The sequence below is a fragment of the Marinobacter sp. DY40_1A1 genome, from assembly GCF_016597815.1.
GTDB lineage: Bacteria > Pseudomonadota > Gammaproteobacteria > Pseudomonadales > Oleiphilaceae > Marinobacter > Marinobacter xiaoshiensis.
The window spans coordinates 1,185,303-1,210,166 of record NZ_VCHA01000001.1; the positions used below are offsets into that span (position 1 = coordinate 1,185,303).

Sequence of the window (24,864 nt, forward strand, 5' to 3'; positions counted from 1 at the left end):
CAGGCTCCGCCCCTGTTATTTTCAGGGCTAGTAGGGAGTTCCGTGCAACTGATAAATAATTGGTGCAAGGATTGCGGCTGATTGATTGATAAAAGAGGTTTTATCAACAATACTTGCCGGACTAAGAGTTGAAAACGCGACATATTAATCCAGAATTATCCAGACGGAAGTCACCCTACCTCGTCCGGTTCTGTTTAAAAACAGTCGCGGATAACGGAGACTTGAAAGGAAAAAGCATGAAGGTACGCAAGCTTGCGGTTGCACTGGCGTTGGCGGGAGGGCTCGGATCCGGCGTCGCTCAAGCCCTGGGGCTGGGTGAAATTGAACTTCAGTCCTATCTGAATGAGCCGATGGACGCGGAAATTGTTCTGCCACAAAGCCGGGGAGTTGATCCCGGTGATGTGTTTGTGAACGTCGCTCCAGAAAGGGCATATCAGAGGTTGGGTCTGCAACGGAGCCAGTTTGTTGGCAAGCTCCGTTTTAATGTAACTACGAGCCCCGATGGCAGTCTGGTGGTGAATGTATCCTCCCGGGAGCCGTTGAGAGAGCCGTACCTCAATTTCCTGCTGGAACTGACCTGGCCTAATGGCCGGATCATGCGTGAATACGCAGTTCTTGTAGACCCTCCGGTTTTTGCGGAAGACTCAGGCATTGCAGAGCCTGTGCGAGCACCTTCTGCACAATCCCGTCCCGCTACTGCAGATCGCAGTGCTGAGTCAGTTCGACGTCAAACAAGGGTAGAGCAGTCGCGAAGCAGCGGATATGGTTCAGATACCTTCGGGCCTACAGGCCCCGCTGATACGCTTTGGACTATCGCATCTGCTGTTCGCCCTGATAACAGCCTGTCCATGCAGCAGGTAATGCTGGCGCTGCAGGATCTGAATCCTGACGCGTTTATTGGCAACAACATTAACCGGCTCAAGCGCGGTCAGGTTTTGCGTGTTCCAACGGCAGATCAAATCCGTAATCGCAGCCGTGCCGAGGCAACCCGTGCGGTAGCCCGGCAAAACCAGGAATTCCAGCAACCCAAACGCACGGTAGATGCCACACCTGCCCAGCAAACCGCTGCGAGCAGTGCAGGAGCAGTGCAGGCCGGTGGCGACGAACTTAAACTGCTGGTTGCCGATGATGAAGGCGGTCGTACTCAGGCTGAAGGTGGTTCAGCCGGCGGTGATGGACAGCTGTCTGGTGGTGTAGATAGCGGTTCAGCCATAGTGATGGAGCAGCTTGAAAGCGCGCGCCGTGAGAACGATGAGCTCAATAGCCGCGTTGATGATCTTCAAGACCAGGTGCAAACTCTGCAGCGCTTGCTTGAACTTAAAAACACTCAGCTAGCGGAAATGCAACAAGGTGCAGCCGCTGGCGCTGCCACTGCTACAGTCGATGCTGAAACAGCTCCTGCGGCAGACGCAACTGTTGATGAAACGGTTGCTAGCGAAGATGACGCTGTATCTGAGCAGGGCGAAACAGTCGCAGGCATGACTGAGGCTGAGCCTACAGGTGAGCTTGGTGAAGAGCAGGCAGCAGCTGAAACTGATCCTGCCGGTATGGAGGTGGCGGTTGATCAGGAAGAGTCTGCAGGTGAAGCGGATTCTACCGACGTAACTGCTGAACCCGAGCCGACCGGGGAAGCGGCCGAAAGCGGTCTGGAAGCAGATGTGACCAGCAGTGATGCAGTGCCTGTCGCTGGTGAGCAGCCAGATATGACAGAACAGCCTGCAGCGCCAGACGCACCTGTGGCCAAAGCCCAGCCAAAACCTGCGCCCGCTGTTGAGAAGGGCTTTCCCGGCAATATTATCGATGCCATTACTGGCAATACGATGTACCAGATTGCCCTTGGTGGTGGCCTGATTCTGTTGCTACTTCTCCTTCTGCTTCTTGCGCGACGCAGTGCGAACAGAGAAAAAGCGTTTTACGAGCAGTTGAGCAGTGACCCTGAAGGTCCGGAAGATACCTTTGATCTGACCCTGGATGATGAAGAGCCTGTTCAGAGTGAAGTCACCAGTGATGCTCTGGAGGAGGCTGACACTTACGTAGCATACGGCCGCTACGATCAGGCAGCTCAGGTTCTGGAAGCTGCAATCTCCAAAGAACCAAGCCGCACAGACCTGCGTCTGAAACTTCTTGGTGTCTATGCCGACAACCGGGATCGTGAGTCTTTCGAGAAGCAGTTTGGTGAAATTCAGGCACTGGATGACGACGAGGCTCTTGCGCAGGCGAACGAACTTAGCGCTCGCCTCGAAGAAGCCGAGTCAATGCCGAGCATTGATGACCTGGAGTCCCAGCTTCGTTCCGACTCCTTCGGCGAAGAATTCGAGGCGCCTGCACCTCTGTCTGATGAGCTGTTGTCTGATAAGGCTGAGTCAACGCGCGAAGAGTCGGTTGAAAACGAATTCGGCGATTTTGACGCCGATCTGGCTGACTTTGATCTCGATTCGCTGGAAGATACAGAAAGTTCTGTGGATGCCAGCGCAGATGAAGAGGAATCAGCAGAAGGCGAAGAAAAGAAGGATTCTGATGCCCTGATCGAATACGACTTGTCGGGCCTTGAGTTGCCTAAAGCCGATGAAGAGGGGTCAGGCATTCAGGAGGAGAGTGACTTTTCTTCTCTGGAGATAGACCTGGATGATTCTGATGAGTCTCTCGAGGATACCCTTGGGGAGCTTGACGAACTGGGTGACTCCTCAGATCTGATGCTAGATGATGCCCTCGAATCCGACTTCAAGGTTGCGCCTGAGGCAGCCCCGAAGAATGAAGCAGAACCGGAAGCTGAGGTTGACGGCTTGGGTCTTGATTCATTGGATGAAAGCTTCCTTGACGAGTTGGATGCCGAGCTTGATAAGGTCGCCGGTGAAGAAGGCGAACTTGCCGACGGCGAGCTGGAAGAGTCTACGCTTGATGATCTTGAGCTGGATGTGTCCGATGAAGACCTGGCCTTGATGGAAGAGTTCTCTGACGCTGTCGAGAGCGATAACGTCAGTCTTGAAGACGATGAGCTCTCTCTTGATGATGAATTGTCACTGGATGACGAGCTTGGGCTGGAAGACACTCTTGAGTCGGAAGATGACGAAAGCCTTCTTGATGAAGAGCTGCCTATTGCTTCCGAAGAGGTGCAGGATGGTGTCGTAAAACCACCGCTTTCCGAGATTAATGAAGATGATCTTGGTGACGATAATGATTTCGACTTCCTCGCAGGAACTGATGAGGCCGCGACCAAACTTGATCTGGCAAGGGCTTACATTGAAATGGGCGACAGTGACGGAGCCCGTGACATTCTTGAAGAGGTTGCTCTTGAGGGTAACGACGAGCAGAAAGCTGAAGCACAGGACTTGCTTAAAAATCTGTCCTGATCCGTTATAATCGGATTATTGAGGCAGCAAGCGCCGGCCGCCGGGGAATCTCTCGGCAATCAGCCGGCGCTTTGTTTTTACAGCAACATACATTTCGGATTCACACTTGTTTCTCTACCCTCAGGAACTCACAACGGACAATGCCATTGGTGGCGGGCGTGTTGCCTTGGCTTTTGAATACGATGGCCGAAAATTTCATGGCTGGCAGTTGCAAAAGTCCGGAGTTCGATCGGTTGAAGCTGAGCTTACAAAAGCCGTTTCCAGGGTGGCTGACCATCCCATAAATCTCGTATGTGCCGGCCGTACTGATACCGGGGTACATGCAAGCTATCAAATTGCCCATTTTGAAACGCACGCTGTTCGTAATCTCCGCTCTTGGGTTATGGGCATCAATACGGCATTGCCGTTCGATATTGCTGTGCACTGGGCAGGGAACACCAGTGAGGACTTCCACGCGCGCTTTTCCGCCGTGTACAGACGCTACCGCTACGTTATATACAACAGCCCGATACGCCCCGGAATTCAGCGCGGGCAAGTGAGCTGGACGTTTCGGGAACTGGACGCGGAGAGAATGCACGAAGCAGCCCAGTCGCTGGTGGGGGAGCATGATTTCTCCTCTTTCCGCGCTGCCGGTTGCCAATCTCGAACCCCTATTCGGTTTCTTGAACAGATAAAAGTAACCCGCAAAGCAAACTTCGTCGTAATTGATGTGCAGGCTAATGCTTTTCTCCACCACATGGTGCGGAATATTGCGGGGGCTCTAATGGCTGTAGGGTCCGGAAAGCAGTCCTTATCCTGGATTCATGACATACTGGCTGCGAAGGATCGGACCCTGGCCGGAGTCACCGCGCCGCCTCACGGCTTGTATCTGGTTGATGTGGGGTATCCTGACAGTTATGAAATACCACCTGCGGAATGTGGTCCGGGATTTGCCCGGCCCTGGTTTAGCGTGGTGGATAATTCCCCGGTTCAGCCAACGCACATTCATCCAAAGCAAAAGCCGGTGCAGATGCCATGAATACGCGAGTTAAAATTTGTGGGCTGACCCGAGCTGAGGACATTGAGGCAGCAGTCGCCAAAGGAGCTGATGCAATTGGGTTCGTGTTTTACGAGCCGAGCCCCCGTTCCGTTACCATTGAGCAGGCGGAGGCCCTTGCCCATCACATCCCGGCATTCGTGTCGGTTGTCGGGCTGTTTGTGAATCCTGAGCGAGATTACGTCAGCGAAGTTTTGAGGCGTATTCCTCTTGATTTGTTGCAGTTTCATGGCGATGAAACTGCGGGGTTTTGCGAACAGTTTGATCGTCGCTGGATCAAGGCTATAAGGGTTCAGCGGGCCGGGCAGATCGAACAGGCATTTGACGATTACAAGTTCGCCTCCGGGCTTTTGGTTGATGCCTGGGACCCTGATCGCTATGGGGGCACTGGCCACTCATTCAATTGGGACCTGATTCCGTCTGAGCGTGCTTTACCCCTCATATTGGCCGGTGGCTTGTCATCTGATAACGTGTCTGGCGCCGTAAAGAAGGTGAGGCCCTGGGCTGTTGATGTCAGTGGTGGTGTAGAGAAGAGCAAAGGCATCAAAGACGTCGAAAAAATCACCAAGTTTATTAGAGAGGTTCACCGTGTCTGTAAAACTGACTGAAGAAATGCTGACGGCATTGCCGGATGCGCGAGGACACTTCGGCGCCTTTGGCGGACGATTCGTTTCCGAGACGCTGATGGATTCCCTGATGACGCTAGAGCGGGAATACTTGCGGCTCAAGAACGATCCTGAGTTTCAGGCCACGTTTGATAAAGATCTTGCAGATTATGTTGGCCGCCCCAGCCCTTTGTACTTTGCTGAGCGACTGACCCGGGAAACCGGTGGTGCCCAAATCTGGCTAAAGCGGGAAGACCTGAATCACACAGGCGCTCACAAGGTAAACAACACCATTGGCCAGGCCTTGCTCGCCAGCTTCCTTGGTAAAAAGCGGATCATCGCAGAAACCGGTGCCGGGCAACATGGCGTTGCTACAGCCACTGTTTGCGCCCGACTGGGCCTGGAATGCCATGTGTTCATGGGTGCAGACGACGTTCAACGTCAGTCACTGAACGTATACCGCATGAAGCTTCTCGGCGCACAGGTGCATGCCGTTCAGAGCGGCAGTCGTACACTTAAAGATGCAATGAACGATGCCATGCGCGATTGGGTTACCAATGTGGACGATACTTTCTACATTATCGGTACGGTAGCCGGGCCCCATCCTTACCCGTTGTTGGTACGCGATTTTCAATCGGTCATCGGGCGCGAAACCCGCCGTCAATCTCTTGAAAAAACGGGTAAATTGCCGGATGCTCTGGTTGCCTGTGTCGGTGGTGGCTCCAACGCGATTGGCATGTTCTACCCGTTCCTTACGGATGAATCTGTGCAGCTTTATGGCGTTGAAGCCGGCGGTCATGGCATTGAAACCGGTGAGCATGCTGCGCCTTTGTGTGCTGGTCGCCCTGGAGTACTCCACGGCAACCGCACCTACCTGATGGAAGACGATGATGGGCAGATCGCCAGCACCCATTCCGTCAGTGCCGGGCTGGATTACCCGGGAGTAGGGCCAGAGCATAGCTGGTTGAAGGATATCGGGCGGGCTAACTATGTGTCGGTAACCGATGATGAGGCGCTCGAAGCATTTCGTATGCTGACGCTCGTTGAGGGCATCATGCCAGCGCTGGAATCCGCTCACGCAGTCGCCTACGCGGTCAAGCTTGCAGCCACGATGGACAAAGACCAGATGGTGGTAATTAATGTCTCCGGTCGCGGCGACAAAGACATCCATACCGTCGCACAGCTGGATGGTATTGAACTGTGAATAGTGGTCTGATTAATCGACAGGAGCAGGCATGAGCCGAATTGAAGGGGTTCTCCAGACCCTCAAAGGACAGGGCCGTAAGGCACTTATTCCGTTTATTACCGCTGGTGATCCGCACCCCGACGAAACTGTGGGGTTGATGCACACTATGGTAGACGCTGGTGTCGATATCATCGAGCTGGGTGTGCCTTTTTCAGACCCGATGGCCGATGGGCCGGTGATTCAGCTGGCCTGCGAGCGCGCGCTAAAACACGGTACATCATTGCGTCGTGTGTTGGCGATGGTGAGCGAGTTCAGAAAAACCAATGACACCACTCCAGTGGTGCTGATGGGGTACCTCAATCCCATTGAAGCCATGGGCTATGAAGCTTTTGCAGATGCAGCGGTCGCGGCGGGTGTCGATGGCGTTCTGACTGTGGATTTACCCCCGGAAGAAGCGGACCAGGTTGCGCCTTTGTTCGCTGAGCGTGGGCTGGATCCGATTTTCCTGCTGGCGCCGACCACCACGGATGAGAGAATTCGTGCAATTGCCGATCACTCTTCCGGTTATGTGTACTATGTTTCATTTAATGGTGTGACCGGAGCTGCCAAAATAAACGTCGATGAAGTCGCCGCTAAAGTGGCCCATATCCATGAGTTGACGGCACTGCCGGTTGGTGTTGGCTTTGGTATTCGTGACGCTGAAACAGCTGCTGCCGTAGGAAGGGTATCCGATGGTGTAATTGTTGGCAGTGTATTGGTAGATACAATAGCCAGAAATCAAACAGATATCGACGCGCTTAAACGAGCACTGACAGATCTGCTCAACCCGATGCGTGAAGCACTGGACAGCCTGGCCTCCTGACCTGAAAGTTGGAAGGTGAGGGCAGACAGGAATCAAAGGACAGGATGAAACCATGAGTAACTGGCTGGACAAGATAATGCCGGGCAAAATTCGCTCGGAATCCAATCGCAGAACAGGTGTTCCTGAAGGGCTTTGGAAAAAATGTCCCAAATGTGGAGCCTTTCTCTACAAGCCGGAGCTGGAGAAAAACCTGGATGTTTGCCCCAAGTGCAATCATCACCTGAGGGTTGCTGCCCGTCGCCGTCTTGATATTTTTCTGGACCCGGAAGATCGCGAAGAAATTGGTGCAAACCTTGAGCCTTGGGATCGGTTGAAGTTCAAGGACACCAAGCGCTACAAAGATCGCCTCGTGCAAGCTCAAAAAGCTACGGGTGAGAAAGACGCCCTCGTTGCCATGAAAGGCAAAACACTGGGTGTTCCACTGGTTGCCTGCTCTTTTGAATTTGGTTTCATGGGCGGTTCTATGGGGCAGGTGGTGGGTGAGAAGTTCGTTCAGGCAGCCAATGTGGCGCTTGCCGAGCGGATTCCTCTGGTTTGCTTTTCTGCCAGCGGTGGGGCCCGGATGCAGGAAGCCATTCTTTCATTGATGCAGATGTCCAAAACAGCAGCTGTGTTGGAGCGCATGAAGCAGGAAGGCATACCGTATATTTCTGTGATGACGGATCCGGTTTTCGGTGGTGTATCTGCCAGTCTTGCGATGCTGGGCGACCTCAATATCGCCGAACCCAACGCATTGATTGGTTTCGCGGGGCCTCGGGTTATTGAACAGACGGTTCGTGAAAAACTTCCCGAAGGCTTCCAGCGCAGTGAATTCCTGCTGGAGCACGGAGCGATAGACATGATTCTGCACCGTCACCAGATGCGTGAGCGAATTGCCCACGTACTGGCGAAGTTTACCGGGCAGGAACGCCCGGGTACCGACGAACCCATCGAATTTGAGATAACGGAAAAGCCAGACGCTGATGTTCCAGCCGAGTAAACCGAAATCCCAGCCCCCGAAAGCACCGGGGGCTGGGGCCTCCCTTGATAACTGGCTGTCCTGGCTGGAATCGATCCACCCCACCGAAATTGATCTTGGGCTCGACCGGGTGCTTTTGGTGTTGCGCCGGCTTTTCCGCAGCAAGCCCAGGGCACGTGTAATTAGTGTTGCCGGAACCAACGGCAAGGGCAGCACGGTCGCAGCCCTGGAAGCACTGTTACAAGCCCACGGCCGGCGCACCGGTGCCTATACCTCACCGCATCTGCAGAATTACAACGAGCGTATCCGTGTTGATGGTGTGGACGTTGATGATGCGACTCTGATTTCAGCGTTTGAAAAGGTAGAGGCGGCCCGCGGTTCAGTAACACTGACGTACTTTGAATTCGGCACCCTTGCTGCATTTGTTGTTCTCAATGAGGCCGGTGTTCAGGACTGGATTCTTGAGGTGGGCCTCGGAGGGCGCCTCGATGCCGTTAATGTGATTGATCCGGATCTTGCGATTATTACTTCTGTGGATATTGACCATGTGGCGTTTCTTGGAGACAACCGGGAGGTTATCGGTTTCGAGAAGGCCGGTATTCTGCGGCCCGGCATACCAGCAGTGCTTGCCGATGTCGACCCGCCGCGCTCAGTGATTCAGCAGGCGGTTGCACAGAAAGTCGCACTCAAACGAGTAGGCGAGAACTACACAATTGAGGAGGTTGCAGGTGGTAACGCTGGCCTGGACTTCATTCTGCATGTTCAGGAGCAGGATATTCGGTTGCCGGCTGGGCCTTTGCCTGTTCCTGGCGTGGCTGCTGCGGCTGTTGCAATGCTGACGCTTGAGCCAGGCATGGCGATCGGGTCACTTGAAGCTGCGCTGGCCAAGGTCACAGTGCCGGGTAGGTTCGAGCGTCTTGGGTACGAACCCGATCTATATGTTGATGTGGGCCACAATCCCCACGCCGCCCGTTGGCTTTCAGCAAGGTTGCAGGCTCTGAAAGGAGCAAGTCAAAAAGTGCATGCAGTATATGCAGCATTGGCAGATAAGGATGTGGAGGGTGTTGCGCACGCCATGGCCCCAATTGTTGACTGCTGGCACCTTGCGGGGCTTAAGGTGCCCAGAGGCCTGAGTTCGGAAACCCTGCAAGACAGGCTTGTGCCCTGTGAACTAAGCAGAGTTTGCGCACACGATTCTGTCGCCAGTGCTATCGCAGAGGCGCGGGTGGCGGCAGGCCCGAATGACATTATTATTGTTTTTGGTTCGTTTTTTACGGTCGCAGAGGCGCGTTCACTGCTTGTATGAGCAGTCGGGGGCCAGCCTTAAACTTTGTCCATAGCTTGCCGCAAGGCTTGGAGTTATGGATGGCGGGCAGTTAGTATGACTCTGGGAAAAATGAGCGAGGAGCCAAGAAACGTGGATGGACTGAAGCAAAGAATCATTGGGGCGCTGGTTCTTATTTCACTGGCTGTTATTTTTGTCCCTATGGTTTTCGATGAGCCTCACTCAAAGCGCACTTCCACCTCGATTAATATCCCCGAGGAACCGCCTTTCCCGGAAGTTGAAACACCGGTATCAGATTTGGCAGCGCCCCCCGCGTATCAACAAGATAGCGTGGAAAGTGCCAGCTCCGGCAATCAAGGCTTCAGAATTCTGGAAGATGATGCATCTGCTGCCCAGCCTGTACCGGATGCACGAGAAAAGCCCACCGCGGATGTGGCCAAACCTGCACCGGCAGAACCGTCTCAGCCCAAACCGGTTGCGTCTTCTGCTACGACCCGGCAGACCGCGCCAGATCCAAAAGCGCCTGAAACCAGCGCAGAGCAGGAAAGTTCAGAGTATACGCGCTCTCTGGAAGGAGCCTGGGTTGTTCAGTTGGGTAGCTTTGGGGATAGTGATAATGCCCGCCGTCTCCGCGATAACGTCCGCAAAGCGGGCTATAGCTCCCATCTTCAGGAAGTTGTTCGAGGTGATACCACGCTGACACGTGTTTTCAGTGGGCCTTTTGCTGAAAAATCCAAAGCAGAGGAAGCGAAGCGTGCCCTTGATGAAGCTTTCAAATTGAACAGCTTGGTCACTTCTGGCGACAAATAACGCTTTTGATCTGCTTTATGTCAATCAGGCGTTTTGGCGCACGGCGGTTTCCTGATAGAATTCGCGCTTCCTTTTCTCCACCGGGACTTCCATGGAAGCGCTGATCTGGATCGACTGGGTCATCATTGCCCTCATTACAGTTTCCACCCTCATCAGTTTGAAGCGGGGCTTCGTCAAGGAAGCCTTGTCTCTCGTGACGTGGGTGGGCGCGTTCATACTTGCCCGAACCTTCCATCCCCAGATGCAGGCGTTGCTCGAGAACACCGTAGAAACGCCGCTGGTGCGACTGATTGCAGCCTTTGCCATTCTCTTTTTCGGCACGCTTATCGTCGGCGCTATAATCAACAATATGATTGGCCATCTTGTCCGTGCCACAGGGCTCTCTGCCACTGACCGTGTTCTGGGTATGGGGTTTGGGCTGTTGCGCGGCATTGTTGTTGTGATTGTCGCGATAGCCTTCATTCGTTATACCCCTCTGGCCCAGGATACCTGGTGGAGGACATCCGTTATGATTGATCGATTGGGGGTGGTTGAAGACTGGTCCCGGCGAACATTCGGTGACGAGTTTGCGCGTTTTCTGGCACCAGAATCTCAAAAGGCCGTGGAACCCACGTCCGCATCCCGCTAACATTCAGAACTAACACCCGGAGATCATCTTATCCATGTGTGGCATTGTCGGCATCGTCAGTAGTTCCCATGTAAATCAGTCGCTTTATGATGCGCTGACTGTACTTCAGCACCGAGGCCAGGATGCGGCAGGTATTGTAACGTTCCAGGATGATCGCTTTTTTCTGCGTAAAGACAATGGCTTGGTGCGGGACGTTTTCCATACCCGTCACATGCACCGTCTTGTGGGCAATGTTGGCATAGGCCATGTGCGCTATCCCACCGCAGGCAGTTCCAGTTCCGCCGAATCCCAGCCTTTCTATGTGAACAGCCCTTACGGTATTACTCTGGCTCATAACGGCAATCTGACCAATGCCGACGAACTGAGCCAGGATCTGTTCCGTACAGATCTGCGCCATATCAACACCAACTCGGATTCAGAAGTTCTGCTGAACGTTTTTGCACACGAACTGCAAAAGCTGGGTAAATTTGATCCGACAAAAGATGAAATTTTCTCTGCGGTGCGGGCCGTGCATGAACGTTGCCGCGGAGCCTATGCCGTTATCGCCATGATTACCGGTTACGGCATTGTGGGTTTCCGTGACCCCAATGGCATACGCCCGGTTTGTTATGGTGAGCGCACCGATGAAACCGGCCGTAAGGAATACATGATCGCATCCGAGAGTGTTGCTCTCAGCGCGGCTGGTTACACGCTTGTACGGGACATCGCTCCCGGCGAAGCCGTTTACATCGAAACCGACGGCACGCTTTATACGCAGCAATGCGCTGCGGCACCGAAACTGTTCCCCTGTATTTTCGAACATGTCTACTTTGCACGACCAGACTCCATAATTGATGGCGTGTCGGTCTATAAAGCCCGACTGCGTATGGGTGAGACTCTGGCAGACAAGGTCCAGCGCGAGCGCCCGGACCACGATATCGATGTGGTTATGCCAATTCCCGATACCAGCCGCACATCTGCCATGCAGATGGCTCACAGGTTGGGGTTGAAGTTCCGGGAGGGGTTCATAAAGAATCGCTACATTGGCCGAACATTCATCATGCCTGGACAGACCATGCGCAAGAAATCTGTGCGCCAGAAGCTGAACCCCATTGAGTTGGAGTTCAAGGGCAAAAACGTCATGTTGGTGGACGATTCAATTGTTCGGGGTACCACCTGTAAGGAAATTGTTCAGATGGCAAGGGATGCGGGTGCCAGGAAGGTTTATTTTGCCTCTGCCGCACCCCCGGTTCGCTTTCCTAACGTTTACGGCATAGATATGCCGTCGGCCAATGAATTGATTGCCCACGACCGAACGGTTGACGAAATTCGCGATTTGATTGGCGCAGATTGGTTGTTGTATCAGGATCTGGAAGATCTGGTGACCTGTGTCAGTGACGTGAATGACAGCATTGATGGTTGGGAGTGTTCGGTGTTTACCGGGGATTATGTAACCGGCGATATAGATACGGCCTACCTCAACCGCCTTGATGAAGCGCGTAATGACATCCAGCGCTCGGGGGGCGGAGACGCAATGTCTGGCGACAACGGCATTATTGACCTTCACAACGACGAAGACTGATTACCGAGCCTTAGCAGGAGACGCTCATGACTTTTCACCGCGAAGAAACTGTCCAGATTCCCGAATCGGATCTTGAGGGTATGTCTCTGGATACTCTGGCGGTGAGGGCAGGGCAGCTGCGCACTGGTCAGCTGGAACACAGCGATGCCATTTTTCCCACTTCCAGCTTCGTATACTCCAGTGCAGCTCAGGCAGCGGCCCGTTTTGGTGGTGAAGAGCCAGGTAATATCTACTCCAGGTTTACCAACCCAACGGTCCAGGCATTTGAGGGCCGTATCGCTGCAATGGAAGGTGGTGAGCGTGCGGTTGCAACCTCATCTGGCATGGCCGCTATTCTCAGCACCTGCATGGCACTGTTGAAGACTGGCGATCACGTTATTTGCTCCCGTGGTGTATTCGGAACCACCAATGTGCTGTTTCAGAAATACATGGCTAAGTTTGGTGTTGAAACGTCATTTGTGAGCCTTACTGATGCTCAGGAGTGGGCCGGGGCTATGCGGTCAAATACCCGCATGCTGTTTATCGAAACACCGTCCAATCCTCTTTGCGAAGTGGCCGACATGGAGGCGCTGGCACAGCTTGCCCACGAAAATGATGCCCTGTTCGTGGTGGACAACTGTTTCTGCACGCCGGTGCTGCAACGGCCTTTGGAACACGGGGCGGATATCGTTATCCACTCTGCAACCAAGTATCTTGATGGTCAGGGCCGCTGTGTAGGTGGTGTGGTGGTTGGTCCAACAAAGCTCATGGACGAAGTCTATGGTTTCCTGAGGTCCGCGGGGCCCACAATGAGCCCTTTTAACGCCTGGGTCTTTCACAAGGGCCTGGAAACCTTACCAATCCGTATGCGAGCCCATTGCGACAATGCGCTAGAGTTGGCAGTGTGGCTGGAGCAGCAGCCTGCGGTGGAGCGGGTATATTACGCAGGGCTTGATAGCCATCCACAGCATGCGCTTGCTAAAAAGCAGCAGAAAGGGTTTGGTGGGGTTTTGTCATTTTGTCTGAAGGGCGGCCGGGAAGAAGCCTGGAAGTTTATCGATGCCACCCGGATGATTTCCATTACCGCCAACCTGGGCGACGTTAAAACCACGATTACCCATCCGGCCACAACGACTCACGGGCGCTTATCGCCGGAAGACAAATCCAGAGCTGGTATCACCGAAAATCTTTTGCGTGTTTCGGTGGGCATAGAAGCAGTCGAAGATCTGAAAACAGACTTGTACAGAGGGTTTCAGGTACTTCAGAACGCAAGCAACACCTAACGTTTGAGTATTCATGGCCGAATCTGCAAAAGCGAAGCAATCACCACAAAAACTGACAGAGAAACAGCTGCGCTTTCGCCGCCTTGCTGCGCAGGGTGCCCGTGAAGGCGCGGTGATCGGGCTCATTGCCCTATGCATTTATTTGGCTATGGCGCTTGTGACGTTCAGCCCTTCGGACCCAGGCTGGGCCAGTATTGGTCATGATACCAGCGTGTTGAACGCAGCCGGCCGCTCCGGCGCTTGGCTGGCGAGTCTGTTGATGGACTTTTTCGGTCACGTTGCCTATCTGTTTCCGATGATGGTGGCGGGTTATGCCATCATGCTGATCCGCAGGCGTAATGATTCTCTTGATATGCACTGGCCGCTGTTTCTGATGCGCTTTGGCGGCTTTTTGCTGATCCTGCTCTCTGCTACCAGTCTTCTCTCGCTTTACTCTGTGTTTGGTCTCGGTGCGTCCTCAGGTGGTGTACTTGGTACCGCTGTTTCAGATGCCATGATTCGGTTTTTTAACCTGCCTGCAACCACGCTTTTACTTATAGCGATCTTTCTTTTCGCTCTGACAGTCACTGTCGGATTGTCCTGGTTCTGGCTTATGGATCAGCTCGGTGGCCTCGCTCTCCGGCTGGGGCAGTATCTCAAAAAACTTGTGCAATCCGACAAAACGAAGCCAGCGCTGGAGAAACCTGCCCAGCCGGAGCAGAGTCCTGTCGCTCAAAAGCCTCAACCAGCGGCCCGGATTAGCCAGCCTGACAATAATGTTGCCAGGGACAAGTCAGGTAAACGTTGGTGGCATAGCATCCCCGGATTTGGGCCAGCCAAGGCTTCCAAACCAAAAGCCCGACACAGCGAGCGGCAAGAGCCTGCTATTGAAGGTTTTTCTGCTAGTGAAGATCCGGAACCTGCCCGGCTGGAAAGTTTCAGCTCCCGGGACGATGCGCCTGCGAAAGGGCGCAGCCAATCGCTGGACCCAAACAAGGAAAAAGCAGCCCCACCGGCCGGTGGTCGGTCACTGAAAATATCGCCATTCAAGAAGAACGAGCAGCCACCGCTGGCCAACAGCGCTAAAAACTCTCAGGCCTCGCTGCTTGAGGATATAGAAAGCCCGATTCCGCCTATTTCCTTGCTCGATCCACCCGAGGAGCATAAAGAGAGCGGGTACTCCGAAGAGGCTCTGGAGCACATGTCGCGATTGCTTGAGGAAAAGCTGAGCGACTTTGGTGTGTCTGTGGAAGTGGTTGAAGTTAACCCTGGCCCGGTAATCACCCGGTTCGAAATCAAACCGGCAGCGGGTGTTAAAGTCAGCAAGATTTCCAATCTTGCCAAAGACCTGGCGCGTTCACTTGCGGTCCTGAGTGTTCGTGTTGTTGAGGTTATTCCCGGCAAGTCAGTCGTTGGCATTGAGATTCCCAACGAAAAGCGGGAAATTGTTCGGCTTAGCGAAGTGCTCGGTTCCCGGGTGTTCAAGGAATCCAGTTCGGCGCTTACCATGGCGCTGGGTAACGATATCGGCGGCAACCCTATGGTTGCGAACCTGGCCAAAATGCCTCACCTGCTGGTTGCCGGTACCACCGGTTCCGGTAAGTCGGTCGGTGTGAACGCCATGCTGCTCAGTATGCTTTTGAAGGCTGGGCCAGAGGATGTGCGCTTCATCATGGTTGACCCCAAGATGTTGGAACTCAGCATTTACGATGGTATCCCGCACCTTCTTGCACCTGTTGTTACCGACATGAAAGAGGCGGCAAATGCACTGCGTTGGTGCGTGGCGGAGATGGAGCGTCGATACCGGCTAATGTCCACGCAAGGGGTACGAAACCTGGCGGGCTACAATCTTAAAGTTAAAGAAGCGGCTGCCGCCGGTGAACCGCTTCTGGATCCGCTTTGGAAACCGGACGAGTACCTTGCCGACGATGAGCAACAACGCCCGGAGCTTGAGCATTTGCCGTTGATTGTTGTGGTTATCGATGAGTTCGCCGACATGATGATGATTGTTGGCAAGAAGGTAGAAGAGCTGATTGCACGTATCGCCCAGAAGGCGAGGGCGGCAGGTATTCACTTGATCCTCGCCACTCAGCGGCCCTCTGTGGATGTAATTACTGGCCTGATCAAGGCAAACATTCCTACCCGTATTTCGTTCCAGGTATCGTCCAAGATTGACTCGCGCACTGTTCTTGATCAGGGCGGCGCGGAGCAGCTACTAGGGCACGGCGATATGCTTTATCTGCCACCTGGGTCCGGGCTTCCTGTGCGAGTTCACGGCGCCTTTGTGGATGACGATGAGGTGCACCGTGTTGTGAGTGCCTGGAAAGCCAGAGGCGAGCCGGTGTACGTGGATGACGTACTTAATGGCGCTGAAGGCGAACACCTGCCGGGTGTACCCACCTTATCTGAGGGTGGCGACAATGAAGGCGACGCGCTGTTTGATGAAGCGGTCGCTTTTGTAACCGAAGGGCGCAGAGTTTCTATTTCCTCCGTGCAGCGCAAATTCAAGATAGGTTATAACCGGGCGGCCAACCTGGTTGAAGCCATGGAAGCATCCGGAGTGGTCAGTTCAGCCGGTCACAACGGGGCCCGTGAAGTTTTGGCCCCGCCCCCACCCAGAGATTAGGAGTCGTATTGTATGCAACAGCTTTTTCTGAAACGCCTGTCGGCATTGGTTGCGACACTGACGGTGGCAGTATTGTTCAGCGGTTCACTGCTGGCAGCGGGCAAAGATGGCTCAGCCACTGAGCTTGCCTCCCTGCTGAAAAGTTACGAAACCTACCAGGCAGACTTTATTCAGATAGTAGTCAGTGAGAACGGGAATAATGTGCAGGAAACCCGTGGTTTGCTGAAGGCGAAACGACCAGGCCTGTTTTACTGGGAAACCCGCGCGCCTTTGTCACAGCTCATTGTCAGTGATGGAAAGAGTGTAGAGGTTTATGACCCGGATCTGGAGCAGGTAACGATTCACAGTCTGGACGACCGCGTTCAAAACACCCCCGCCCTGCTGCTTAGTGGAGAGGTTGATAACCTGGAAGAAACCTACAGGGTTTCCGGCCGCCAGATAAGCGAAGACACCCGGGAGTTCACGCTTGAGCCGAAAAATGAAGATTCGTTGTTTGTATCTCTGCGTTTGACCTTCTTCAACAATGAGTTGCAGGAGATGCGTATGCAGGACTCGCTGTCACAGCTCAGTGTACTCAGCTTTGATCACATTCGGCTAAATGAAACCGTGGAAAGAAGTGTGTTCAAGCTTGAGTACCCGGAGGGCGTTGACGTAATCCGGGACGATAACTGATATGCAAAGCAGCCTGTTCACCGAGCAGGTCGGATTTCGGCCTCTCGCGGCACGCATGCGCCCTGAAAGCCTCGACGATTACGTTGGCCAGGCCCATCTTGTCGGGCCGGGAAAACCACTGCGCAGAGCAGTAGAGCAGGCACAACTGCACTCCATGATCCTGTGGGGGCCACCGGGAGTTGGTAAAACCACCTTTGCACAACTGCTGGCAAGCGTTGGCGATCTCAGCTTTGAAACAGTATCTGCGGTGCTCAGTGGTGTTAAGGATATCCGTGCCATTGTTGAGCGCGCCCGTAACCGCAAGCAATCCCAAGGTCAGGATACGCTTTTGTTTGTGGACGAAGTCCACCGCTTCAACAAAAGCCAGCAGGATGCGTTCCTGCCACATATCGAAGACGGCACGTTTATATTTGTTGGTGCCACCACCGAAAATCCTTCTTTTGAATTGAACAGCGCTTTGCTGTCTCGCACCCGTGTGTATGTCCTCAAGAATCTGGAGGAAGCCGATATTCTGCGGCTGTTGGCCAGGGCGCTTGCAGCAGAAGAGGGGTTCGGCGGCCAGCTTGAGGTGTCGGATGACGTGCTTGGAGTTATGGCCTCGGCATCTGGTGGTGATGCGCGCAGAGCGCTCAATATTCTTGAGATTTCGGCGGATCTGGCGGAGCCGGGCAGCGACGGGAAAAACCGGGTTAATGCCGACCACCTTGAACAGGTGATGCAAACCAGTCTGCGGCGCTTTGATAAGGGCGGAGACGTATTCTTCGACCAGATATCAGCCCTGCACAAGTCTGTAAGGGGCTCAGACCCCGATGGTTCGCTTTATTGGCTGTGCCGTATGCTCGATGGTGGGTGTGATCCATTGTACGTTGCTCGCCGCCTGGTGCGCATTGCGAGTGAAGATATAGGCAACGCCGATCCTCGTGCGTTGCAATTAAGTATGGATGCCTGGGATGTTCAGGAGCGCTTGGGCAGTCCTGAAGGAGAGCTTGCCCTGGCACAGGCGGTGACCTATCTCTCGCTTGCCCCAAAAAGCGATGCCGTTTACAAGGCCTATAACCAGTGCATGGCCGATATACGGAAGGACCCGGATTACGAAGTCCCGGTGCATCTGCGAAACGCCCCCACCAAACTCATGAAAAGCCTGGGCCACGGTGACACCTATCGCTATGCACATCATGAGCCGGATGCCTTTGCGGCGGGGGAGTCCTACCTGCCCGAGGCCATTCATCAACGTCGGTACTATGAGCCCGTCAACCGCGGCCTGGAAATCAAACTTTCAGAAAAGCGCCAGCGGCTCGACGCACTCAATCAACAAAGCCCCATAAAACGCCATACCTGAACCCCAAACAAGGTTTCTGCAGCGGTAGCCACCGGCGCCGGCACGGGTATAATGGCGAGTTATTCTACATACATCGCAAACCGGAAAATCCAGGATACCCATGCTCGATCCCAAACTCGTCCGCAACCAGACTGAAGAGATCGCCCGCCGGCTGGCCATCAAGAACTTCGTATTTGATATCGCCGCTTTTGAAACTCTTGAAGAGCGCCGCCGTGCCCTTCAGGTAAGCACAGAGAACCTGCAGAGCGAGCAGAATAAAAAATCGAAGTCCATTGGTAAGGCCAAAGCAGCGGGTGAAGACATACAGCCGCTACTGGACGAAGTAGAGAGCCTGAAGTCCCGTAAGTCTGAGGCGGAGAAAGAGCTGAATGTCTTGCAGCAGGAACTCAATAACTTCCTTGCGGGCATTCCAAATCTGCCGGATGCGGACGTAACCCCTGGCGACAGCGAAGAAGACAACATTGAAGTTCGCACCTGGGGTACACCCAAGACGTTTGATTTTGAGCCCAAGGATCACGTTGCATTGGGCGATGAACTCGGCGGTCTGGATTTTGAAACCGCCACCCGGCTTGCGCACTCACGATTTGCCGTCATGCGGGGGCAAATCGCGCGACTGCACCGTGCTCTTGCCCAGTTCATGCTGAACCTGCACACAGACGGACATGGTTATTCAGAAACCTATGTGCCTTATCTGGTTAATGCCGATGCGCTTTATGGCACAGGCCAACTGCCAAAGTTTGAAGATGATCTGTTCAAGATGCAGGGCGAACCTTCACTCTATCTGATACCGACCGCAGAAGTACCGGTAACCAACCTGGTGTCAGATACGATTCTCGACGCCGCAGAGTTGCCTCTGAAGATGGTTTGTCATACCCCTTGCTTCCGTAGTGAAGCGGGATCCTACGGCCGTGATACCCGAGGCATGATCCGCCAGCACCAGTTCGATAAGGTTGAATTGGTGCAAGTGGTTCGCCCTGAAGAATCCGATGCTGCACTGGAAGCGCTTACTGGTCATGCCGAAAAAGTGCTTCAGTTGCTTGAATTACCATATCGACTGGTTGCTTTGTGCGGTGGGGATATGGGCTTTTCGGCAGCGAAAACCTACGACATTGAAGTCTGGCTGCCTGGGCAAGGCAAGTATCGTGAGATCTCCTCCTGCTCCAATACTCGCGACTTCCAGGCTCGCCGAATGGGTGCCCGCTGGCGTAACCCGGAAACCGGTAAGCCAGAACCTGTACACACTCTGAACGGTTCTGGCCTGGCGGTTGGCCGAGCTTTGATTGCTGTTATGGAGAACTATCAGCAGGCGGACGGCAGCATTCTTGTTCCCGAAGTCCTCAAACCATACATGGGTGGTGCCGAGCGTATTCAATGAACGACAAGCCTGAACAACCAGTAGGATCAGGTGTGGGTTCAAGACCTGCACCTGTCCGCTACAGAGCAAACCCGGTCACCTCGAACCCCAACAGCTCCGCAGGGGAAGTTGCCCTTGTGGGTGCTGGCCCCGGGGATCCGGAGTTGCTTACGCTGAAGGCCTGGCGCCTTATTACCTCGGCAGAGGTAGTGCTCTACGATCGTTTGGTTTCGCCGGAGATTCTCGCGTTGATTCCCGAATCAGCTGAGAAGATCCACGTTGGTAAACAGCGGGCGAACCACACTTTGCCTCAGGATCAGATCAACCAGAGATTAGTGGATCTTGCCAAGCAAGGTTTTCGGGTTGTCAGATTAAAAGGCGGAGACCCGTTTATCTTTGGCCGTGGCGGTGAAGAAATTGAGACATTGGCCAGCGCTGGAATTCGGTTTCAGGTTGTGCCTGGGATAACGGCGGCATCCGGGTGTGCGTCCTATGCGGGCATTCCGTTGACGCACCGGGATTATGCTCAGTCTGTGCGCTTTGTGACAGGCCATCTCAAAAATAATACCTGCGATTTGCCCTGGAAAGATTTTGTCCAGACCAATCAGACACTGGTTTTTTATATGGGGTTGGTTGGCCTTCCTATTATCTGTAAAGAGCTGATAGGGCATGGTATGACACCGGATATGCCGGTTGCTCTTATTTCCAAGGGCACCACTCGGGAACAACAAGTGGTTACCGGCAACCTGGAAACTATTGTGCAGCGGGTAACCGAAGAAAACGTTCAGGCGCCAACCCTTGTCATTGTTGGCCATGTTGTTGCTTTGAGGGATCGCTTGGACTGGGTTGGAGGTTTGCCTGACCTGACGGCCTGATTAGCAGTTTTAGTCAAAAAAACGGGGAGCCTGAAGTTCCCCGTTTCCATTTATGCCGTTGCATCAAAATCAGGTTGCTTTTCGCTTTGGCAGTACGTCTTTCAGTTTATTGCGCATCTCGCGAATGGCTTTCTCGGTGGTTTCCCAATCGATACAGGCATCGGTGACAGACACGCCGTATTTAAGGTCTGCCAGATTCTCGGGAATAGACTGGTTGCCCCAGTTGATGTTGCTCTCAATCATCAGGCTTTGAATCGAAGTATTACCTTCGAGGATCTGATGGGTGACGTCCTGCATAACCAATGGCTGGATAGCCGGGTCTTTGCTGGAGTTTGCGTGGCTGCAATCCACCATGATGGATTTACGCAGGCCGGCTTTTTCCAGTGCCTGTTCACACAGAGTAACGCTCACGGAGTCGTAGTTGGGCTTGCCACCACCCCCGCGCAGAACCACATGGCCGTACTGGTTGCCTTTGGTTCGGATGATCGCAACCTGGCCTTGCTGGTCTATTCCCAGGAAATTGTGGGAATAGGAAACGGACTTCATGGCATTTACGGCAACATCCAGGCTGCCATCTGTGCCATTCTTGAAGCCAATGGCCATGGACAAGCCGCTGCTCATCTCACGGTGCGTCTGGGATTCTGTGGTGCGGGCGCCAATGGCAGACCAGGCAATGGAATCCTGAAGGTATTGCGGCGAAATTGGATCAAGTGCTTCAGTCGCAACGGGCAAGCCCAGCTCGTTAATATCGAGCAAGAGACGACGACCAAGTTGCAGGCCTCGTTCGATATCAAAGGTGTCGTTCAGGTGCGGGTCGTTGATCAGACCTTTCCAGCCAACGGTTGTGCGTGGTTTTTCAAAATATACACGCATCACGATAAGCAGGGTGTCGCTTACTTCATCTGCAAGCTTCTTGAGGCGGTTGGCATAATCACGGGCCGCATCCACGTCGTGAATAGAGCAGGGGCCCACCACCAGGAACAAACGATGGTCTTTACCGTCAATAATGTCATAAATCGCCTGGCGGCCATTCGTAACGGTTTGCGCGGCCTTACCGGTGAGTGGCATATCCTGTTTGAGCTTTTCAGGGGTAATAAGTGTTTCCTGGCTCGCCACGTTCAAGTTTTCAAGTTTATTGCCGGACATTTTTTGCGGGTTCCCCGATTCTTTTCATTGTAGCCTGGCTGTACTGTGAAATAAGCCAGCAGGACTGCAGATTAAAGCAAATAAGGCCGGGCGCAGTTGTGGTCAACCCCGGCGAGTTCGTTATACTGCTTTATTTACTGGGCCTTTTCAACGCTTCTTAAGCATGAGGAATGGATGTCACAAAACAGGCCGAAGTCCCACCAGGTGGCTTCGCGGAAGGCGGTTGCCGAAAAAATTGACGATGTGCTTGCCGGTATCCGTGTTCCCGACCTTCCTTACCCTGTGGGTAAGTTGTCACCAGAAACAGCCAGCGACTGGAAGCCGCTGCTGTTTTCATGCTGGACGGAACAACGGGATGAGCGTGTAACTCACGTTATTCGTTCTGTGCACCTTGAGTGGTCAGTGCGACAGATCAACGCGGCCTATGTGGCCGATCGCATCATGGATGTATTCCTCAAAACGAGCGGGCTGCACGCCGAGATTGCCCGACGTATCGCCCGCTTACGGTTTTATCTTGCTTGGCGTATGGATCTCGATGGCCATCAGGCTTTTAGTAACGTGTTGCTGGAGTGGCTCGATAGCTTGCAGGAGTGGCGTGGCTGGAGTGATTCTGGTGGCCGCTCATCGAAAGCGCTTCTCGATCAGCTAGACACGCTGGTTGTTGCGGTTTCTGCCGCTTTCGATTCTGACTCCACCGGTGCTGTGGACACGTTTTGCGAGCAGTGGCAGGAGGATTCAGCCAAGCGTGATGCACAAACTGGAAGGCTGCGCCTGCGACTGCAGGAGACCGAGCAGGGTGCCGCGCGCCAGCGGCGAGCAGAGCAGACTTCAAGAGCTCTTATTGGCCGGGCCCTGCAGGGGCGGAAATTGCCTCAGCCGGTACTCGATTTTATTTTTGATCATTGGCAGGGCCTGCTCAAGCAGGCTGTGTGGGACTCAGGAGTTAACGGTGAAACCTGCCGCCATGGCAGCAAATTGCTGGAGTGGTTGGTGTGGGTTGGTGACCCCTCGCTGTCAGATAAAGACAGGGATCGTTTGTACCATGTTGGCGAACAGATAGGTGACCGACTGGTGGATGTTTGGGGCCGTGTGTTTGATCGCCCGCTTACACCTAACTCCCTCGCCGGCATTGGGACAGTGATGATGTCTAGATTACGTGGCGATACGCCCGAATTGATCGATGCACTGCCTGAAAGCCGTAACTTCTCATGGAACCCTGTGTGGCTCAGCTTTGAAGCTTTAGAAAGCCGGAAATTTCAGTCTTTTGAGGGGATGTGGTTCGTTCAAGGTGAGGGCGAATCTGAACAGCGTCGTTTTTTCTGTGTTTTGCTGGAAGATACTGCTGAAATACTTTGGACCAACGGCACGGGCGTAAAGCTCGGTTTGCAACCCTGGGAGGACTTCTGTGAAGCCAAGGAGAGCGGAAAAATTCGCCCTCTGCCGGCTCCGACACCTTTTGGTGATGTGCTTGAAGAAACCGTGCAACTCCTTGCAGCAGCGTACGAAAAACAGCGGGTGCAGCGTGAGGCGGCGGCTGCTGCGGCAAAGGCCCGTGCCGAAGCGCTGCGCAAAGAGAGGGAGGCGGCAGAATTAGCCCGTCAGCAGCAGGAAGCTGAGCGCCTGGCAATGCAGGAACGCCAGCGCCGGGAAGCAGAGGACCAGCGTTTGGCAGACGAGCAAGCGGAGCAGGAAAGACTCTACAGGGAAAAGATGCTGGTTGCGCAGAAGCAGGTCGACGAGATAGGCCTGGGTGGCTGGATTGTGGTGAAAGCAGAAGAACCCGAAACTGAAGATGCCAGACTCAAACTTGCTGTTCGCACAAATGCCTCCAGAAAACTGATATTCGTCGACCGGCTTGGGCTCAATCGCCGGGAATTTCTGGAAGATGAGCTGGTGTTGGGAATCGTCGAGGAACGGATTCGCGTTATGGGCGGCGCAGCGGAGTTTGATGACACACTAAGCAGAGTGGTTGGCCGTATACGAGTCGGGCGTAACTGATCAGTCCGCAAACAAGAAGCCAGGAATAATAATGAAAGATACTGACTATACGTTTGGAACAGAGGAAGACCCCGCTGGCGGGCAGGACAACCGCAAACAGTACCGTCTAACGGCCCGTGCACAGATTACGCTTGAGCTTGAAGCCGGATACCCTGCATCTGAAGGCATCCCTGGTTCCTCCAGACGAGAGATGGCTTGTGCCGTGCGTGATATTTCCGTCAGCGGGCTTTGTCTGCTTTCTGAGGAATGCCTGTCGGCGGGTGCCTTGTATCCGGTGTCAGTCTCACTGGGAGACCATGAAGAACCGTTTGTTCTGACTGTGGAGGTTGTTTGGTCTCGGCCGGAAAAGGCCGGCTATCTGGTAGGGATGCGAATTGTTGAATCTGCTCAAACAGCCTATGTGGAATGGACAGAGGCTGTAGCCAGCGCCATGGAGGCGTCCTAGTTCATACTGTCCGGTTCTGAAAGTAGAAAAGCCAGCTTGCCGCTGGCTTTTCCATAATCTGCAATGGATTACTCTTCAAGTTCGCCCATGCCAGTGATGTTGAAGCCACCATCTACGTACATAATCTCACCGGTAATACCGCTGGCCATGTCAGATGTTAAAAATGCGGCCGCATTACCCACTTCCTCAATGGTTACGTTACGACGAAGCGGTGCGCGACGTGCATTTTCTGCCAGCATCTTGCGGAAACTCTTGATGCCTGAGGCTGCCAGGGTTCTGATCGGCCCCGCAGAAATACCGTTCACCCGAATTCCATCGCGGCCCAGGCTGGCAGCCATGTACCTTACGTTCGCTTCAAGTGAGGCTTTGGCAAGCCCCATCACGTTATAGTTCTGAAGAACCTTCTCTGCACCCAGATAGGTGAGAGTGAGCAGAGAGCTGCCTTCGTGCATCATGGAGCGTGCACCCTTTGCCAGGGCAACAAAGCTGTAGGAGCTGATGTCGTGGGCGATCTTGAAGCCTTCCCGGGTGGTCACGTCAACGTAGTTGCCATCGAGCTCATGCCCAGGTGCAAAGCCAACGGCGTGGACGATAATGTCGATGTTGTCCCAGTGCTTGTTCAGTTCCTTGAAGACATTTTCAATTTCTTCATCGCTGGCCACGTCGCAAGGAAATATAAGCTTGCTACCCCAGCCCTCGGCAAATTTCTCTACTCGCGGTTGCAGCTTGTCGTTCTGGTAGGTGAAAGCCAGTTCCGCACCTTCGCGGGCAAAGGCGTCTGCAATACCGTAAGCAATGGACAGTTTGCTGGCTACGCCAACAATCAGCGCTCTCTTACCACTGAGTATACCCATGGATCCTTCTCCCTTTGTTCCTGATTTTAGAGC

At 53.8% G+C, this 24,864-nt stretch carries 19 protein-coding genes and 1 pseudogene; 18 read left to right on the forward strand and 2 right to left on the reverse strand.

Annotated elements, in window-relative coordinates:
• Positions 1-236 precede the first annotated feature (236 nt).
• From FFI61_RS05425 to cobA, 16 genes and pseudogenes are all read left to right on the forward strand, one after another.
• Positions 237-3,350, forward strand: coding sequence for a FimV/HubP family polar landmark protein (locus FFI61_RS05425; protein WP_200369512.1), 3,114 nt, complete (start codon positions 237-239; stop codon positions 3,348-3,350).
• Between the two features lie 106 nt (positions 3,351-3,456).
• Positions 3,457-4,368: a tRNA pseudouridine(38-40) synthase TruA gene (gene truA, locus FFI61_RS05430; protein ID WP_200369513.1), complete on the forward strand. Its 912-nt coding sequence runs from the start codon at positions 3,457-3,459 to the stop codon at positions 4,366-4,368.
• On the forward strand, positions 4,365-4,994 hold the full coding sequence (locus FFI61_RS05435; protein WP_200369514.1) for a phosphoribosylanthranilate isomerase: 630 nt from the start codon (positions 4,365-4,367) through the stop codon (positions 4,992-4,994). The genes truA and FFI61_RS05435 overlap by 4 nt, the downstream gene beginning before the upstream one ends.
• 4 nt (positions 4,995-4,998) lie before the next feature.
• Positions 4,999-6,195, forward strand: a complete 1,197-nt coding sequence (gene trpB / locus FFI61_RS05440) for a tryptophan synthase subunit beta (protein WP_200201278.1) — start codon at positions 4,999-5,001, stop codon at positions 6,193-6,195.
• Between the two features lie 31 nt (positions 6,196-6,226).
• Entirely contained in the window at positions 6,227-7,039 is an 813-nt protein-coding gene (trpA, locus tag FFI61_RS05445; RefSeq protein ID WP_200200773.1) for a tryptophan synthase subunit alpha, read from the forward strand.
• Between the two features lie 52 nt (positions 7,040-7,091).
• Complete coding sequence (gene accD / locus FFI61_RS05450; protein WP_200200772.1) at positions 7,092-8,018, forward strand: acetyl-CoA carboxylase, carboxyltransferase subunit beta; 927 nt, start codon at positions 7,092-7,094, stop codon at positions 8,016-8,018.
• Positions 8,002-9,303 carry a bifunctional folylpolyglutamate synthase/dihydrofolate synthase gene (locus FFI61_RS05455; RefSeq protein ID WP_200369515.1) on the forward strand — a complete coding sequence of 434 codons (1,302 nt, stop codon included), beginning with the start codon at positions 8,002-8,004 and terminating at the stop codon, positions 9,301-9,303. The genes accD and FFI61_RS05455 overlap by 17 nt, the downstream gene beginning before the upstream one ends.
• A gap of 111 nt (positions 9,304-9,414) precedes the next feature.
• Complete coding sequence (locus FFI61_RS05460) at positions 9,415-10,092, forward strand: SPOR domain-containing protein (protein WP_200369625.1); 678 nt, start codon at positions 9,415-9,417, stop codon at positions 10,090-10,092.
• Positions 10,093-10,183: 91 nt separating this feature from the next.
• Entirely contained in the window at positions 10,184-10,720 is a 537-nt protein-coding gene (locus FFI61_RS05465) for a CvpA family protein (protein WP_200200770.1), read from the forward strand.
• Between the two features lie 34 nt (positions 10,721-10,754).
• Positions 10,755-12,281: an amidophosphoribosyltransferase gene (purF, locus tag FFI61_RS05470; RefSeq protein ID WP_200369516.1), complete on the forward strand. Its 1,527-nt coding sequence runs from the start codon at positions 10,755-10,757 to the stop codon at positions 12,279-12,281.
• Positions 12,282-12,307: 26 nt separating this feature from the next.
• Positions 12,308-13,543: an O-succinylhomoserine sulfhydrylase gene (locus FFI61_RS05475; RefSeq protein WP_200369517.1), complete on the forward strand. Its 1,236-nt coding sequence runs from the start codon at positions 12,308-12,310 to the stop codon at positions 13,541-13,543.
• A gap of 13 nt (positions 13,544-13,556) precedes the next feature.
• On the forward strand, positions 13,557-16,148 hold the full coding sequence (locus FFI61_RS05480) for a DNA translocase FtsK (protein ID WP_200369518.1): 2,592 nt from the start codon (positions 13,557-13,559) through the stop codon (positions 16,146-16,148).
• A gap of 12 nt (positions 16,149-16,160) precedes the next feature.
• Positions 16,161-16,820, forward strand: coding sequence for an outer membrane lipoprotein chaperone LolA (gene lolA, locus FFI61_RS05485; RefSeq protein WP_200369519.1), 660 nt, complete (start codon positions 16,161-16,163; stop codon positions 16,818-16,820).
• 1 nt (position 16,821) lies between these two features.
• Positions 16,822-18,159 (forward strand): replication-associated recombination protein A, encoded by a 1,338-nt coding sequence (locus FFI61_RS05490; protein ID WP_200369520.1) that lies wholly within the window; start codon positions 16,822-16,824, stop codon positions 18,157-18,159.
• Between the two features lie 100 nt (positions 18,160-18,259).
• Positions 18,260-19,534, forward strand: a complete 1,275-nt coding sequence (gene serS / locus FFI61_RS05495) for a serine--tRNA ligase (RefSeq protein ID WP_200200764.1) — start codon at positions 18,260-18,262, stop codon at positions 19,532-19,534.
• A gap of 95 nt (positions 19,535-19,629) precedes the next feature.
• Positions 19,630-20,388, forward strand: a pseudogene (cobA, locus tag FFI61_RS05500) (uroporphyrinogen-III C-methyltransferase); the annotation flags it as partial.
• 69 nt (positions 20,389-20,457) lie between these two features.
• Here the strand turns inward: cobA and FFI61_RS05505 are convergent.
• On the reverse strand, positions 20,458-21,534 hold the full coding sequence (locus FFI61_RS05505) for a 3-deoxy-7-phosphoheptulonate synthase (protein ID WP_200369522.1): 1,077 nt from the start codon (positions 21,532-21,534) through the stop codon (positions 20,458-20,460).
• A gap of 174 nt (positions 21,535-21,708) precedes the next feature.
• On the opposite strand from FFI61_RS05505, the gene FFI61_RS05510 reads away from it, so the two are divergent.
• Together FFI61_RS05510 and FFI61_RS05515 are read left to right on the forward strand one after the other, a co-directional pair.
• Complete coding sequence (locus FFI61_RS05510; protein WP_200369523.1) at positions 21,709-23,532, forward strand: DUF1631 family protein; 1,824 nt, start codon at positions 21,709-21,711, stop codon at positions 23,530-23,532.
• 31 nt (positions 23,533-23,563) lie between these two features.
• Entirely contained in the window at positions 23,564-23,977 is a 414-nt protein-coding gene (locus FFI61_RS05515) for a PilZ domain-containing protein (protein ID WP_200369524.1), read from the forward strand.
• A gap of 68 nt (positions 23,978-24,045) precedes the next feature.
• Here FFI61_RS05515 and FFI61_RS05520 read toward each other — a convergent pair whose 3' ends face one another.
• On the reverse strand, positions 24,046-24,831 hold the full coding sequence (locus tag FFI61_RS05520) for an enoyl-ACP reductase (RefSeq protein ID WP_200200759.1): 786 nt from the start codon (positions 24,829-24,831) through the stop codon (positions 24,046-24,048).
• Positions 24,832-24,864: the final 33 nt, after the last annotated feature.

Bases quoted from the DNA above. Each gene is read 5' to 3' on its own strand.
- FFI61_RS05425 (WP_200369512.1), top strand. From the start codon at position 237: ATGAAGGTACGCAAGCTTGCGGTTGCACTGGCGTTGGCGGGAGGGCTC.
- FFI61_RS05435 (WP_200369514.1), top strand. From the start codon at position 4,365: ATGAATACGCGAGTTAAAATTTGTGGGCTGACCCGAGCTGAGGACATT.
- trpB (WP_200201278.1), top strand. From the start codon at position 4,999: ATGCTGACGGCATTGCCGGATGCGCGAGGACACTTCGGCGCCTTTGGC.
- trpA (WP_200200773.1), top strand. From the start codon at position 6,227: ATGAGCCGAATTGAAGGGGTTCTCCAGACCCTCAAAGGACAGGGCCGT.
- accD (WP_200200772.1), top strand. From the start codon at position 7,092: ATGAGTAACTGGCTGGACAAGATAATGCCGGGCAAAATTCGCTCGGAA.
- FFI61_RS05455 (WP_200369515.1), top strand. From the start codon at position 8,002: ATGTTCCAGCCGAGTAAACCGAAATCCCAGCCCCCGAAAGCACCGGGG.
- FFI61_RS05465 (WP_200200770.1), top strand. From the start codon at position 10,184: ATGGAAGCGCTGATCTGGATCGACTGGGTCATCATTGCCCTCATTACA.
- purF (WP_200369516.1), top strand. From the start codon at position 10,755: ATGTGTGGCATTGTCGGCATCGTCAGTAGTTCCCATGTAAATCAGTCG.
- FFI61_RS05475 (WP_200369517.1), top strand. From the start codon at position 12,308: ATGACTTTTCACCGCGAAGAAACTGTCCAGATTCCCGAATCGGATCTT.
- FFI61_RS05480 (WP_200369518.1), top strand. From the start codon at position 13,557: ATGGCCGAATCTGCAAAAGCGAAGCAATCACCACAAAAACTGACAGAG.
- lolA (WP_200369519.1), top strand. From the start codon at position 16,161: ATGCAACAGCTTTTTCTGAAACGCCTGTCGGCATTGGTTGCGACACTG.
- FFI61_RS05490 (WP_200369520.1), top strand. From the start codon at position 16,822: ATGCAAAGCAGCCTGTTCACCGAGCAGGTCGGATTTCGGCCTCTCGCG.
- serS (WP_200200764.1), top strand. From the start codon at position 18,260: ATGCTCGATCCCAAACTCGTCCGCAACCAGACTGAAGAGATCGCCCGC.
- FFI61_RS05505 (WP_200369522.1), bottom strand. From the start codon at position 21,534: ATGTCCGGCAATAAACTTGAAAACTTGAACGTGGCGAGCCAGGAAACA.
- FFI61_RS05510 (WP_200369523.1), top strand. From the start codon at position 21,709: ATGTCACAAAACAGGCCGAAGTCCCACCAGGTGGCTTCGCGGAAGGCG.
- FFI61_RS05515 (WP_200369524.1), top strand. From the start codon at position 23,564: ATGAAAGATACTGACTATACGTTTGGAACAGAGGAAGACCCCGCTGGC.
- FFI61_RS05520 (WP_200200759.1), bottom strand. From the start codon at position 24,831: ATGGGTATACTCAGTGGTAAGAGAGCGCTGATTGTTGGCGTAGCCAGC.